The following is a 13,520-nucleotide window of genomic DNA, read 5'->3' on the forward strand; positions in this document are numbered from 1 at the left end:
CCCCCCTGGACAAAAGGGGTCTGACGGCCTTTCGGTGCTCATGACGGGGCAACGGCCCAGGTGGGCGATTCGCTCGTGCCGGTTACCCCTCGCTCCCGCTTTCGGTTGTGCGCCGGTTCCACGGGGCGGGTTGGAAGGGCCGGTTATGCCTCGATCCGGTTCGCCGAACGCAACCGCTGAAAGCTGCGTGCCAGTAGCCGGGAGACGTGCATCTGCGATACGCCGAGTTCCGCGCTGATCTGTGACTGGGTCAGATTGCTGTAGTAGCGCAGCAGCAGGATCCGCTGCTCCCGCTCGGGGAGCTGGACGAGGAGGTGGCGTACGAGGTCGCGGTGTTCGACGCCGTCCAGGGCCGGGTCCTCGTAACCGAGCCGGTCGAGCAGCCCGGGCAGGCCGTCGCCCTCCTGGGCGGCCTCCAGTGAGGTGGCGTGGTAGGAGCGGCCCGCCTCGATGCAGGAGAGCACATCCTCCTCGGTGATGCGCAGCCGCTCGGCGATCTCGGCGGTCGTCGGGGAGCGCCCGAAGGCGGTGGTGAGGTCCTCGGTGGCGCTGTTGACCTGCACCCACAGCTCGTGCAGCCGGCGCGGTACGTGCACGGTGCGGACGTTGTCGCGGAAGTAGCGCTTGATCTCGCCGACGACGGTCGGCATCGCGAAGGTCGGGAACTGCACGCCCCGGTCCGGGTCGAAGCGGTCGATGGCGTTGATCAGACCGATGGTGCCGACCTGGACGACGTCCTCCATGGGCTCGTTGCGGGAGCGGAAACGGGCGGCCGCGTAGCGCACGAGCGGTAGATTCGCCTCGATGAGCGCCCCGCGTACGCGGTTGTGCTCCGGCGTGCCCGGCTCGAGATCCTTGAGCTGGGCGAAGAGGACCTGGGTGAGCGCCCGGGTGTCGGCGCCCCGGCGCTTGGCGGGCGTGAGGGCGACGGCTTCGGCGTCCTCGGCGGTCGGGTCGTTGTCGGCGTTCTCGGCGGTCCGGGCGTTCTCGGCGTTCTCGGCGGTCCGGGCGTTCTCGGTGGTCGGGGCGGGCGTGGCGTTCTCGGCCGTTCTTGCGGGCGCGGTGTTTTCCGGAGTCGCGGCGGGAGCTTCTTCCTGGGGCGGCGCAGTACTGGCCGACACGGTCAACGCCACCTCTTCATCGGTCAATCATCCGTCAAAAGCGGTCATAGCATCACAAGACATGTGCACTGTGTGCAAGCACCGCATAACGCCGTGTTGAGGGAGAGTTGAGGCATATGACACAAAAAGACCCCGCACCGTTCGGTGCGGGGCCGGGGCCCGAGGGCTGCGGACCAGGGGTCGGCGGGACGTCCGTCAGGCAGCCGGGAACGCGTAGTCGGCGATCACCCAGGTGGAGAACTCCCGCCACAGGGCGACGCCCGCCTGGTGCTCGGGGTGCTCGACGTACCGGCGCAGCGCGTCCGCGTCGTCGAAGGCCGAGTTGATGGCGAAGTCGTAGGCGATGGGCCGGTCGCTGACGTTCCAGCCCAGCTCCCAGAAGCGGATCTCCGGGATCTTTCCGTCCAGCGCGCGGAAGGCGTCGACGCCCGCCACGACGCGCGGGTCGTCGCGGTCCACGCCGTCGTTCAGCTTGAACAGCACCAGATGGCGGATCATCACTTACCTCCGTTGGCGACCCAGGTGGCGAAGTCGCCGAGGGCCTTGGCGGCGTCCGATATGCCCTCGAACCCTATCTGGACGTAGTCGGCGGCCTTGGCCGGGTCAGTGATGATCAAGTACAGCACGAAGACCACGAGTACGTAGACGGCGATCTTCTTGGCGTTCACCGCCACGGCGGCCTCCCCTGTCCTGTGCCTGCCCCTGCCCACTGTCCGGTCGCGCGCCATGATCGCACGAAGGACCCCGCCTGACGACGGGGTCCTTCCAGAGCGGTAGCGGAGGGATTTGAACCCTCGGTGACTTGCGCCACACTCGCTTTCGAGGCGAGCTCCTTCGGCCGCTCGGACACGCTACCGAGGGAGACCTTACAGCAAGGTGCGGCATGGTTTGAAATCGATTGGGGAGGGCTGGTCAGCGGTTCCGGAAGAACGCCGTCAGCCGCCCGGCGCACTCCTCGGCGAGCACGCCCTCGATCACCTCGGGTCGGTGGTTGAGCCGCCGGTCGCGGACGACGTCCCACAGGGAGCCGGCCGCCCCCGCCTTCTCGTCGCGGGCGCCGTAGACGACGCGGTCGACGCGGGACTGCACGATCGCGCCCGCGCACATCGTGCAGGGTTCCAGGGTCACGACGAGCGTGCAGCCGGTCAGCCGCCACTCGCCGAGCGCGTCGGCCGCGCGCCGGATGGCGAGGACCTCGGCGTGCGCCGTCGGGTCGCCGGTGGCCTCGCGTTCGTTGTGGCCGGTGGCGAGCACGGTGGCGCCGTCGCCGGCCAGGACGACGGCGCCGACCGGGACGTCGCCGCCCCGGGCGGCCGACTCGGCCTGGTCGAGGGCGAGCCGCATCGCGTCCCGCCAGGGGTCGCGCACCGGGTCGGGAACGGTCAGCGGACGGTCTCCAGGGTCTCCGAGGCGCCGAGGGCCTCCGCGATCTCGGTGACCGCGTCCTCCGACAGCGACCGCAGCTCCTTCTCGGTGACGCCGAGGTCGTCGAGGATGCCCGCGTCGCCGACCGGGCCGTGCGGCACGGCCTCGCCGGAGGCTCCGGCGACGTCGTCGTCGGGTCCGGCGTCGTCGGAGTCGCCGTCCTCGGTGCCGTCGAGGTCGAGGGAGTCCAGGTCGGCGACGTCGTCGCCGGGCTCCCTGCCGAGCAGTTCGTCGGTGAGCAGGATCTCCCCGTAGCTGCTGCGGGCGGCCGCGGCGGCGTCCGAGACGTAGATCCGGGGGTCGTCCTCGCCGTCGACCCGGACGACGCCGAACCAGGCGTCCTCCTGCTCGATCAGGACGAGCACCGTGTCCTCGTCGGGAGAGGCTTCCCGGGCCAGGTCGGCCAGATCCGACAGGGTCTCCACATTGTCGAGCTCCGTGTCGCTCGCTTCCCACCCGTCTTCGGTGCGCGCGAGCAGTGCGGCGAAGTACACCGTGACTCTCCCACTGGTCATAGGTGTGCCGGTTGGGGGTCCCCCCGGCGGAGGTCTGCGGGCGGGGAGAGCTCGGGCTCCGAGCCCCACCCACTCGGAATCGTGGCAGAAACAATGCGTTCAGGGGACGTCTTCGGCTCCCTGTGTCCGGCAGTTTCGATCGCATGCCCACAGGCACGCCTGTGAACGGCTCACGAACGACTCACCAGCGCACTTGTTGCCGCCACCTGCGGATCGTACGCGTCTTCACGTCTTCCTCACGCACGCCCACCCCCGCAACGATCCCACGCGGCGCGCTTCTTCCCGGCGGGGGTCCCGGCGGAGGGCACGATTGCAGCGCTCGCCCTGGGCGCGGCGCGGGCCGCCGGCGGCGCGGGCCACAGCGGCGCGGGCGAGCAGCGGCGCCGGCTACCAGCGGCGCCGGCTACCAGCGGAACGTGCGCATGCGCATCGCGTGCCGCAGCCGGGCCGTCTTCGCCCGGCGCGGCTGCACCCGGTCGCGCAGTTCGCGGGCCTCGGCGAGATCCCGCAGGAACTGCGCCCGGCGCCGCCTGCGCTCGGCGTCGGTCTCCCGCGCCGGCGGATCGCGCCGTACGCGCTCGCCCTCCCGCGTGTCGCGGTCGGGCAGGTCAGGCAGGTCAGGCATAGGCACACCACCCCAGTCCGTCCCTCTCACCTTCCCCCGGACGGCGGGTTTGACGCCAGAGCGCGGCGGCGGGAAGCGCGGTTACTGTTGTGGACATGCGTCTCCACGTCGTCGACCACCCCCTGGTCGCCCACAAGCTCACCACGCTGCGCGACCAGCGCACCGACTCCGCGACCTTCCGCCGTCTCGCCGACGAGCTGGTCACCCTGCTTGCCTACGAGGCCACGCGCGACGTGCGCACCGAACAGGTCGACATCACCACGCCGGTGGCCCGGACCGCCGGCGTCAAGCTCTCCCACCCGCGTCCGCTGGTGGTGCCGATCCTGCGCGCCGGTCTCGGCATGCTGGAGGGCATGGTCCGGCTGCTGCCGACCGCCGAGGTGGGCTTCATGGGCATGATCCGCGACGAGGAGACCTTGCAGGCCTCCACCTACGCCACCCGTATGCCCGAGGACCTCTCCGGGCGTCAGGTGTACGTCCTGGACCCGATGCTGGCCACCGGCGGCACGCTGGTCGCGGCGATCCGGGAGCTGATCGCGCGCGGCGCGAACGACGTCACGGCCGTGGTGCTGCTGGCCGCCCCGGAGGGCGTGGAGGTCATGGAACGCGAGCTGGCCGGCGCCCCGGTGACGGTCGTGACGGCCTCGGTCGACGAGCGCCTCAACGAGCACGGCTACATCGTCCCGGGCCTCGGCGACGCGGGCGACCGGATGTACGGCGCGGCGGAGTAGCCGGGAGGGGCGGGCCGCCGGCGGGGTCCGGTCGTCGACTTGGACGGGACCCGGGCAATCGGCGACCGGCGGGTCCCGGGCGACCGACGGGCCCCGGCGGCCGGCGGGTTCGAAGCGCCGGCCGGTACCGCCGTTCTACGGGCCTCAGCAGCCCTTCTTCGACGTGGTGGGCGTCGGCTGCGGCGCGGCGAGCTTCGCCGTGGCGCGGTCGGCGTCCTTCTTCGTGGCCAGGGACTTGAAGGCGTCGCCGATGATCAGGTCGACGGCGGCGCCCTTGCGGGCGGCGTCGGTGCGGCGCTCGGCGGCCGGGAGCTGACCGGCCAGGACCGGCAGCGAGGTGTCGCGGGAGGCGGTCGCGCCGAGGAGTATGCCCGTGCCCTTGACCTTCTTGTCGAACTCCTTGGGCGCGTTGCCCACGTCGCCGATGCGGAAGCCGCGCTTCTTCAGCTCGTCGGCGGTCTTCTGGGCGAGGCCGGTGCGGGTGGTCGCGTTGAGCACGTTGACGGTGATCGTGCGGGGCGCGGGCAGGTCCTTCACCGCGCTCGCCGCGTTCGCCGTGGCGTTCGCGGTCTTGGTCTTCGTCCTGCCGTCGGGGGCGCAGGTCCCGCCCGGACCGGCCGCCGAGGCCCGGTCGCCGCCGGTGAAGACGTCCACGAGCTGGAGCGTGCCCCAGCCGAGCATGCCGAGCGCGACGACGGACGCGGTGATCAGGAGCACGAGCCTGCCACGCCGGCGGGGAGGACGCATCCGAGGGTATTTGTCCCCCGTGATGCGGTACTGGCCGCCCATGCCGGGGGGAGTCAGCATGCTCATGGGCGCAGCGTAGTGCGCCCGGGCGGCAATGCCTACTAGATGATCATTCGATGCCGTCCAGGTGAACCCGAAAGGGGCAACCCGTTGCCGGTAGGCGTCGTCAGTCCAGCTCGAGCACCCGCGCGTGCAGCACTTGACGCTGCTGGAGCGCCGCCCGCACCGCGCGGTGGAGGCCGTCCTCCAGATAGAGGTCGCCCCGCCACTTCACGACGTGCGCGAAGAGGTCGCCGTAGAACGTGGAGTCCTCGGCGAGCAGGGTTTCCAGGTCGAGCTGCTGCTTGGTCGTCACGAGCTGATCGAGGCGGACCGGGCGCGGCGCGACGTCCGCCCACTGCCGGGTGCTTTCCCGGCCGTGGTCGGGGTACGGCCGTCCGTTTCCGATGCGCTTGAAGATCACACGGAAAGCCTACCGGCCCCGACGTTGCGGGCGCAGCCATGGAGGTCGAGTGCGACCCTGGAAAAGGCGCGGTAAATGCGGTGAAGCGGGGCGAAAGTGATCGGCTGCGCTTCGGTCGTGTCCGTTCGGCGTCCGGCCGACCGCACAGACCGCGCGCGGACCGTCTGCGCAGACCCACTGCACAGACCCACTGCGCAGACCGACCGCACAGGCCGACCGCACAGAACGACCACCCGGACCGTAGCCCGGACCGGCACCGGGCGAGTCCGACGACAGGCCCGAGAGACCGCGAGACCGAGGGGTCGTCCATGACAGACCGCGAGACCGTGCCGTCGCCCTCCGCATCCGTACCCGGCAGCGGGCAGGCCCTCCCCGAGGAGGCCCTGCGGATCGCCTCCGGTTACGCCTTCGCCGGGCCCGCCCTCGACCTGGGCGCGCTGCTGTGGGACGGCCGGTGCCTGCCCGACGCGCAGGTGCGCATCCCGCTGCCGATGCTCAACCGGCACGGCCTGGTCGCCGGCGCGACCGGCACCGGCAAGACCAAGACGCTCCAGCTGATCGCCGAGCAGCTCTCGGCGCAGGGCGTGCCCGTGTTCCTGGCCGACATCAAGGGCGACGTCTCCGGGATCGCGGCGCCGGGCGAGGCGGGCGACACGGTGCGCTCGCGCGCCGCCGAGGTGCGCCAGGAGTGGGCGGCGACCGGTTTCCCGGCCGAGTTCTACGCGCTAGGCGGCATCGGCCACGGCATCCCGGTCCGGGCGACCGTCACCAGCTTCGGTCCGGTGCTGCTGTCCAAGGTGCTCGGGCTGAACCCGACCCAGGAGCAGTCGCTCCAACTGGTCTTCCACTACGCGGACGCCAAGGGCCTGGAGCTGGTCGACCTCAAGGACCTCCGGGCGGTCGTCGCCTTCCTCACCTCCGACGAGGGCAGGGCCGAGCTGCGCGGGCTCGGCGGGGTGTCCACGGCCACGGCCGGGGTGATCCTGCGCTCCCTCACGGCGTTCGAGGCGCAGGGCACGGGCGCGTTCTTCGGGGAGCCGGAGTTCGACACGGCCGAGCTGATCCGCACGGCGGACGACGGGCGCGGGATGGTCTCCGTCCTGGAGCTGGCCGCCGTACAGGACAGACCGCAGCTGTTCTCCACGTTCCTGATGTGGCTGCTGGCCGATCTCTTCCACGACCTGCCGGAGGTCGGCGACGTCGAGAAGCCGAAGCTGGTCTTCTTCTTCGACGAGGCGCATCTGCTGTTCGAGGACGCGTCCGAGGCGTTCCTCGACTCGATCACCCGGACCGTGCGGCTGATCCGCTCCAAGGGCGTCGGCGTCTTCTTCGTGACGCAGACCCCGAAGGACGTGCCCGCCGACGTCCTCGGCCAGCTCGGCAACCGGGTCCAGCACGCCCTGCGCGCGTTCACCCCCGACGACCAGAAGGCGCTCAGGGCGACGGTGCGGACGTTCCCCCGTTCGGCCTACGACCTGGAGGAACTGCTCACCGGGCTCGGCACCGGCGAGGCCGTCGTCACCGTCCTCAGCGAGAAGGGGGCCCCGACCCCGGTCGCCGCGACCCGGTTGCGCGCCCCGGAGTCCCTGATGGGCCCGATCGACCCGGCCGCCCTGGACGGGGCCGTGCGCTCGTCGCCGCTGCACGGACGCTATGCACAGGCTGTGGACAGGGAGTCGGCGCACGAGCGGCTGGCGGCGGAGAAGGAGACGCGGTCGGAGGAGAAGCGGGCGGAGGAGGAAAAGCGGGCGTCGGAGAAGAAACGGCCGACGGACGCCCCCGGGGAACAGCAGCCCCGGCAACGGCGGGAACCGCGCACGAGGGAACCGCGCACGAGGGAACCGCGCGACGACCGGGACGTCTCCGTCGTGGAGCAGGTCGTCGGCAGCGGGGTGTTCCGGTCGCTGGCCCGCTCGGTCGGCACCCAGCTCGGCCGGGAGATCACCCGCTCCCTCTTCGGCACGGCCCGCCGCAGGCGCTGAGGCCCCGCGCCAGGGCGATCCGGGAGGTCACGGCCCGTCCCCGACCGGAGCCAAGCCCGAGCCCGAGTGGCGAAGGCCACAAAGGCCTTTGGCGCCCGAAAGCCTTGAAGCGCCCGACAGCGTACGAATGTGGATATGCGGGAATCGGCTTGCATTCGGGCGGAGTGCAGGGTGGTTGTCTTGACGCCAAGGTGATTATCGATCAATGGGGTCAGAAACGAAAGGGCAGTGCGGGCGGGAAAAAGAAACCGCCTCCGGAAAATGTTTTCCGGAGGCGGGTGCCGGGCGGATTGTTGACTACTGGACTTCCGTCGACCCCGTGACGGTCTGGGAAGGCCTCCTGACCCTGCCGAACGCAGCGATCTTCCGCTCGTCGGGGAATCGGTACTGGCGGTAGCCGGTGGTGACCAGCCCGGCCTCGCGCAGGACCTTGAGGGCGTTCTCGACCGTGGCGCGGCTGACGCCGAGCGCGTCGGCGAGGTCGGTCTGCGAGGGGCCCTCGATCATCCGGCCATAGCTCGCACAGGGGACGGCGCACCGGTCGAGAAGGTGGACGAAGAGCCCGGCGAGTCGCTGCTCGGGAGGCAGGGTGCGACGGTTGTAGACGCGCTCTCCCGTGACGAGCTGGTCCGCCAGCACCTTCCCCAGGGCGGTCGCCAGGGTGCCGTTGTACTCGGCGAAGGCGCGCATGCGCGACAGGGGGACGGCGAGGGTGAGGGTGGTGTTGAGACACCGCGCCGTCGGTGCGTGGAGCTCTTCGTTGAAGATCTCGGCAACGCCGAGGACGGCCCCGGCCCCGTGGATGCGCACGGTCGCGTCCTCGCCGTAGACGGACTCCTCGTACACGCAACCGGACAGCACTATGTGGACCGTCGAACCGACCGAACCCCGCAGTTGGGAGCCGCGGCTGCTCGACCGGGTCGACAGGCTGCCGGCGAACTCGTGACGCGCACCGGGGGAGAGCTCGGACAGGAACGGGTTGAGGTCGATCAGCGCCTGCATCGCGCGGGAGCCGGACAGGCCGTGACCCACCCGGCCGGTCTCCGCGTCGAAGGCGTACACCGAGTTGCCGAGGACCATGGGCTGCGTACCGCTCATGCGGTACCGGGGGACGCGCCTGGCCAGCGGGGCGGCGCTGCGCCTTTCCGTCTCGCCCATCAGGAGGGCACCCCCCGGGCTGCGCCGGCGTCCGGTGTGACCGAAGGGCTTGCTGCCGGGGCCGCGCCACCGGGCGCGGCCGGCTCCACCGTCACGGTGGCCGTGGGTGCGGGCGCCGACGGCGTCGAGAGCGGCTCGATGATGCGGGGGACCACGGCGAACAGAACGGCGACCGCCCCCAGCGCGACCGCGATGCGTGCGGGGGCGGACGACAGCGTCCTGACGACGAGTACGGCAGTTGTCGCGGTGATCGCAACGATCGTGACCGCGGCCGTGAGGTAATCCATTTCCTCGGTCCTTCTGAAGTTGTGCGAGAGCTTTGGCCGGTCCAGCGATGTAAGTTGGACATAAGCGGTTCCCGGTCGAGTGGTTAGGTCGACAAAGAAGGGACACCGCCTTGATCCAGCAGGATATAGCACGGCGCATGAGTCGCGGAAACATCACCCTTGAAACAGGGATTTGCCGCTCCGGCTGCTGGGTGGTGCCGCCGTTCGGATTCCATAGAGAACGGGAATTACTGACGGGTAACGCTCGACACTCCCGAACTCTAGGGAATGGTTCTGCGGTGTCGGCCGTTACATTGAGCGGAGCTGACGTTGTGCCTGGCCGGTCCAGCGACAGCTTGTCGGGGTTCCCTCCGGGGGTGGTTCCCCGGAGGGCCCCGACCATTGACCAGGCCCCTTACCTGCAGCAACGCAGTGGCGAAGCACAGAGGATGAACGGAACAGTGGCGGCGCCCCAGGCGCCGCCACTCGTCGCTTCCAAGGGGCGCTCGAACCCGGACGTCCACGGTTTCGGGCACAGGGGAGACCGAATCATACCGGCGGACTTCGACATCGCGGGTGCGCAGCGCGCAGCGTGTCCCCCAGAGGGAGGACCGGGCCGACGCCGGTCCTGGCGGCGCTTCTCCGGCAGGGCGTGCGACTCCTGTCGTGGCCGTGGGAGCCGGCCGACGGGGCCGACCGGGCGACGCCTAGGCCCCGGCCTTCCCGCCGCCCTTCCCCCCGGTCTGCCCGGCCTTCGCCGTCTTGGCCGCCCTGGCCGCCGCCTTCATCTCCTGCTTGTGCGCCCGCACCTTGACCAGTGACTCGGGCCCGGTGATGTCGGCGACCGAGCGGAAGGAGTCCGGCTCTCCGTAGGAACCGGCGGCCTCGCGCCAGCCGGTCGGTCGGACGCCGAGCTGCTTGCCGAGCAGGGCGAGGAAGATCTGGGCCTTCTGCTGGCCGAACCCGGGCAGGTCCTGGAGCCGGCGCAGCAGCTCGCGCCCGTCGGTCACACCCTTCCAGACCAGCTCGGCGTTGCCGTCGTAGTGCTCCACGAGGTACTGGCACAGCTGCTGCACGCGCTGGGCCATCGAGCCCGGATAACGGTGCACGGCCGGCTTCTCGGAGAGCAGCGCCGCGAACGCCTCCGGGTCCTGGGCGGCGATCCCGTGCGCGTCGAGGTCGTCCGAGCCGAGCCGGTCGGCGATCGTGCGGGGCCCCTTGAACGCCCACTCCATGGGGATCTGCTGGTCCAGCAGCATGCCTACCAGCGCGGCGAGCGGGCTGCGCCCGAGCAGCGCGTCGGCCTCGGGGTCCTGGGCGAGGTGAACAGTGACGTCCATGCACCGATGATCCCGCACCCGGCGGTCCGGGGCGCGCGCAAGAGGGCGCGCAAGACGGCGACCGGCGGCCTGCCCACGGGCGCCTGCCTCCCGCGACCGGGCGGCCGGGGCGGGACGCATCCAGGCGTCCGCGGGCAGGCGGCCAGGCGGGACGCATCCCAGTGTCCCCGGGGCAGCAAGCCCGCGGACACCTGCCCGCGGTCGGGTGCCGGGGAGCGGGCGGCGGGGCCGGGGACGCCGTGACGCGACGTGCGGGGCACGGGCCGGGGTCGCTGGAAGTCCCGTGCCCCGCCCGTCGCCCCGATGGCGTGCCCTGCTCCTGCCGCCCGCACCCGGTCGGTGATCGTCGTGCGCGGAGAGCCGGGTACGATGCGGCACGACGAACTTAGGCGAGCCTAACCTAAAGCGCTGCCCGACCTGAAAGCACTGAGGGACCACAGGGTGACCATCGAGATCTACCGGGATGCCTGGGGCATTCCGCATCTGCGTGCCTCCGGCGTGCTGGAGCTGGCCCGTGGGCAGGGCCGCGTCACCGCCCTCGACCGCGCCTGGCAGCTCGAGGTCGAACGGCACCGCGCGCAGGGCACGTCGGCGTCCTTCCTCGGGGCCGGGGGTGGGGCCGTGGCCTGGGACGTCCTGGCCCGGCGCGCCCGGCTGGACGACACCGCCCGGTGCTGCTTCCGGCAACTCGCCGACCGGGACCCCGAGTCGGCGGACTGGATACGGGCGTACGTCGACGGAGTCAACGAAGGGCTCCTCGAAGGAGCCCGCCGGACACCGGAGTTCGCCGAGACGGGGCTGCGGGTGGGCCGTTGGGAGCCCTGGACGCCGTTCGGCATCTGGCTCGCCACGCATCTGCTGTTCGCCGGGTTCCCGGCCAAGCTCTGGCGCGACCAGGTCGTACGGCACCTGGGCGCGGACGCGGTCGGGCTGTTCGCCGCCGACGGTCCCGGCACCTCGGGCAGCAACGGCTGGCTGGTGGCGGGGGAGCGGAGCGTGAGCGGGCGGCCGGTCATCGCCGGCGACCCGCACCGGTTCATCGAGGAACCCGGCGTGTACCAGCAGATCCGGCTGGCCTGCCCGGAGTTCGACGTCGTCGGCCTCGCCGTCCCCGGCATCCCCGGGGTCGCCCACTTCGGCCACGCCGGCTCCGTCGCCTGGGCCATCACCAGCGCCATGGCCGACTACCAGGACCTGTACCGGGAGCGGCTGCGGCGCACCGGGGCCGGTGTGGAGGCCCTCGGCCCGGACGGACGCTGGCGGCGGGCCCACCGGCACACCGAGTACGTGGAGGTCGCCGGCGAGGAACGGGCGCCCGTCGAGGTGATCGAGACGGACCGCGGACCGGTCGTCGCCGGGGGCCCCGAGGGCCTGGACGACGGCACGCCCCTCGCGCTCGCCCTGCGGTACCCGCCCCGCGTCACCGGCGACCTCGGCTTCGGCGCGCTGCTGCCGCTGCTGCGGGCCCGCACGGTGGCCGACGTCGACCGTGCGCTCGACCGCTGGGTGGAGCCGGTCAACGTCGTGCAGGCCGCCGACGCCGACGGGGGCACGCTGTACCGGGTCGCGGGACGGGTGCCGGTGCGGTCCGACGAGAACCGGCTGCGTCCGGTGCCCGCCTGGGAGCCCGGCCACGAGTGGACCAGCTGGCACGAGACGCCGCGGGGCCGGCTCGCCGACGGGACCGCCGTCATGGCCAACCAGCGCAGCGGCCCCGCCGGCCCGCTCGGCACCGAGTTCGCCCCCGAGCACCGCGCCGACCGCATCACGGCGCTGCTCGGCGAGAAGGAGCGCTGGGCCCCCGGCGACATGCCGGCCGTCCACATGGACACCCACCTCGCCTCCGCCGCGCCCCTGCTCGACCGCGTCGCCGCCCTCGACGGCCTCACCCCGGCCGCCGCCGGGCTCCGCGCCGGCCTGCTGGCCTGGGACCGCCGCATGGACGCCGGCAGCGAGACGGCCGCCGCCTTCGCCGACCTGCGCACCGCGGTCGTACTCCGGATCGCCGCCCACCCCGCGTTCGCCGCCCTCGCCGAGCCGCCCGCCTACCCGGAGGCCCTCCAGCCCTGGCTGTCGCTGACCGTGCGCGTCGGCTACGCGCTGGAGCATCTGCTGCGCGCCGACGACCTGTTCGGCGTCGACCGGGACGCGATCGTCCGCGAGGCCCTGGAGGAGACCGCCGGGCTGCCCCGGCGCGCCTGGGGCGACACCCACCGCCTCGCCCCCTGGCGGGCGCTGGGCGGCGGGACGTACGACGAACCGGCGCTGTCCGGGGACCACGACTGCGTGCTGTGCACCTCGTCCGTCCCGGGACTGACCGACCTCGCCGCACGCTGCCCGGCCGCCCGCTACGTGTGGGACCTGGCCCGGCGCGAGGACAGCCTGTGGGTGGTGCCGCTCGGCGCGTCCGGCGTGCCCGGATCACCGCACCACCGCGACCAGCTCGCCCGGTGGCTCCGGGGAGAACTCGTGCCGGTCGTCACCGACTGGGCCCGTCTGACGAAGGAGACCGACCATGTCTGACCCCAACGCCGGTACCGAGACCGGCCCCTACGCCGCCCGCGACGCCGTGCACGTCGAGGAGATCGACGGCTTCGGCGCCGTACGCGTCCTGCCGCTCGACGCGAAGGGCGACGCCGAGCTGATCCACGGCTGGGTCAGCGAGGAACGGGCCGCCTTCTGGGGCATGAACGGCCTGACGCGGGACCAGGTCGCCGAGACGTACGCCCACCTGGACACGCTCACCACCCACCACGCCTTCCTGCTGGTCAAGGACGGCGTCCCGGCCGCCCTGCTGCAGACCTACGAGCCGGAGGCGGACCGCGTCGGCGAGTGCTACGAGGTGCGCCCCGGCGACATCGGCATCCACCTGCTCGTCGCGCCCCCGCCCGCGGACGGGGCACGGTCCGGCTGGACGTCGGCGCTGGTGGCCGCCGTCACCGGATACATGTTCCGCACCCTGGACCGGACGCGCATCGTCATCGACCCCGACGTGGGCAACGAGAAGGCGATCGCCCGCTACGTGCGCCAGGGCTTCGTCGCCGGGCCGGCCGTGGTGCTGCCGGAGGTGGACCTCCCGGACGTGTACCTGCCGGAGAAGCGGGCCCAACTCGCCTTCCTGGAGCGGCAGTAGCCGCGGACCGCCAG

At 72.0% G+C, this 13,520-nt stretch carries 15 protein-coding genes and 1 tRNA gene; 4 read left to right on the forward strand and 12 right to left on the reverse strand.

Annotated features, from left to right (window positions below; translation table 11 throughout):
* Positions 1-143: 143 nt before the first annotated feature.
* The 7 genes from ACZ6KF_RS27755 to ACZ6KF_RS27785 form a co-directional block, all read right to left on the reverse strand.
* Complete coding sequence (locus ACZ6KF_RS27755) at positions 144-1,121, reverse strand: RNA polymerase sigma factor SigF (RefSeq protein WP_469179323.1); 978 nt, start codon at positions 1,119-1,121, stop codon at positions 144-146.
* 195 nt (positions 1,122-1,316) lie between these two features.
* A complete protein-coding gene (locus ACZ6KF_RS27760; protein WP_356635824.1) occupies positions 1,317-1,619 on the reverse strand; it encodes a Dabb family protein in 303 nt (100 codons plus the stop codon).
* Entirely contained in the window at positions 1,619-1,795 is a 177-nt protein-coding gene (locus tag ACZ6KF_RS27765; RefSeq protein ID WP_356635822.1) for a hypothetical protein, read from the reverse strand. The genes ACZ6KF_RS27760 and ACZ6KF_RS27765 overlap by 1 nt, the downstream gene beginning before the upstream one ends.
* Before the next feature lie 97 nt (positions 1,796-1,892).
* A tRNA-Ser gene (locus ACZ6KF_RS27770) sits at positions 1,893-1,977 on the reverse strand.
* A gap of 56 nt (positions 1,978-2,033) precedes the next feature.
* Positions 2,034-2,465 carry a tRNA adenosine(34) deaminase TadA gene (gene tadA, locus ACZ6KF_RS27775; protein WP_469240920.1) on the reverse strand — a complete coding sequence of 144 codons (432 nt, stop codon included), beginning with the start codon at positions 2,463-2,465 and terminating at the stop codon, positions 2,034-2,036.
* A 38-nt stretch (positions 2,466-2,503) separates the two neighbouring features.
* Positions 2,504-3,040: a tRNA adenosine deaminase-associated protein gene (locus tag ACZ6KF_RS27780; RefSeq protein WP_356635882.1), complete on the reverse strand. Its 537-nt coding sequence runs from the start codon at positions 3,038-3,040 to the stop codon at positions 2,504-2,506.
* Between the two features lie 424 nt (positions 3,041-3,464).
* Entirely contained in the window at positions 3,465-3,686 is a 222-nt protein-coding gene (locus tag ACZ6KF_RS27785; RefSeq protein ID WP_356635820.1) for a hypothetical protein, read from the reverse strand.
* Between the two features lie 95 nt (positions 3,687-3,781).
* Here ACZ6KF_RS27785 and upp point away from each other — a divergent pair, with 95 nt between their 5' ends.
* Entirely contained in the window at positions 3,782-4,417 is a 636-nt protein-coding gene (gene upp, locus ACZ6KF_RS27790) for a uracil phosphoribosyltransferase (protein ID WP_356635818.1), read from the forward strand.
* A 144-nt stretch (positions 4,418-4,561) separates the two neighbouring features.
* Here the strand turns inward: upp and ACZ6KF_RS27795 are convergent, their stop codons facing one another.
* Together ACZ6KF_RS27795 and ACZ6KF_RS27800 are read right to left on the reverse strand one after the other, a co-directional pair.
* Complete coding sequence (locus ACZ6KF_RS27795) at positions 4,562-5,206, reverse strand: LytR C-terminal domain-containing protein (RefSeq protein ID WP_469240922.1); 645 nt, start codon at positions 5,204-5,206, stop codon at positions 4,562-4,564.
* A gap of 124 nt (positions 5,207-5,330) precedes the next feature.
* The gene (locus ACZ6KF_RS27800) at positions 5,331-5,627 is read right to left on the reverse strand and encodes a type II toxin-antitoxin system VapB family antitoxin (RefSeq protein ID WP_004929488.1); all 297 of its coding nucleotides are present in this window, start codon (positions 5,625-5,627) and stop codon (positions 5,331-5,333) included.
* A 308-nt stretch (positions 5,628-5,935) separates the two neighbouring features.
* On the opposite strand from ACZ6KF_RS27800, the gene ACZ6KF_RS27805 reads away from it, so the two are divergent.
* Positions 5,936-7,609, forward strand: coding sequence for a helicase HerA-like domain-containing protein (locus tag ACZ6KF_RS27805; protein ID WP_469240871.1), 1,674 nt, complete (start codon positions 5,936-5,938; stop codon positions 7,607-7,609).
* A 297-nt stretch (positions 7,610-7,906) separates the two neighbouring features.
* On the opposite strand, the gene ACZ6KF_RS27810 is transcribed toward ACZ6KF_RS27805, so the two are convergent.
* The 3 genes from ACZ6KF_RS27810 to ACZ6KF_RS27820 form a co-directional block, all read right to left on the reverse strand.
* Entirely contained in the window at positions 7,907-8,767 is an 861-nt protein-coding gene (locus ACZ6KF_RS27810; RefSeq protein WP_356635813.1) for a Crp/Fnr family transcriptional regulator, read from the reverse strand.
* Complete coding sequence (locus ACZ6KF_RS27815; protein ID WP_356635811.1) at positions 8,767-9,054, reverse strand: hypothetical protein; 288 nt, start codon at positions 9,052-9,054, stop codon at positions 8,767-8,769. Before ACZ6KF_RS27815 ends, ACZ6KF_RS27810 begins: the two co-directional genes overlap by 1 nt.
* A 686-nt stretch (positions 9,055-9,740) precedes the next feature.
* The gene (locus ACZ6KF_RS27820) at positions 9,741-10,373 is read right to left on the reverse strand and encodes an HhH-GPD-type base excision DNA repair protein (RefSeq protein ID WP_469240872.1); all 633 of its coding nucleotides are present in this window, start codon (positions 10,371-10,373) and stop codon (positions 9,741-9,743) included.
* Positions 10,374-10,814: 441 nt separating this feature from the next.
* Here ACZ6KF_RS27820 and ACZ6KF_RS27825 point away from each other — a divergent pair, with 441 nt between their 5' ends.
* Positions 10,815-12,896, forward strand: coding sequence for a penicillin acylase family protein (locus ACZ6KF_RS27825; protein ID WP_469240874.1), 2,082 nt, complete (start codon positions 10,815-10,817; stop codon positions 12,894-12,896).
* Positions 12,889-13,506 (forward strand): GNAT family N-acetyltransferase, encoded by a 618-nt coding sequence (locus tag ACZ6KF_RS27830; RefSeq protein ID WP_469240877.1) that lies wholly within the window; start codon positions 12,889-12,891, stop codon positions 13,504-13,506. Before ACZ6KF_RS27825 ends, ACZ6KF_RS27830 begins: the two co-directional genes overlap by 8 nt.
* Positions 13,507-13,520 lie beyond the last annotated feature (14 nt).

Source organism: Streptomyces sp. NPDC046379 (assembly GCF_055587785.1).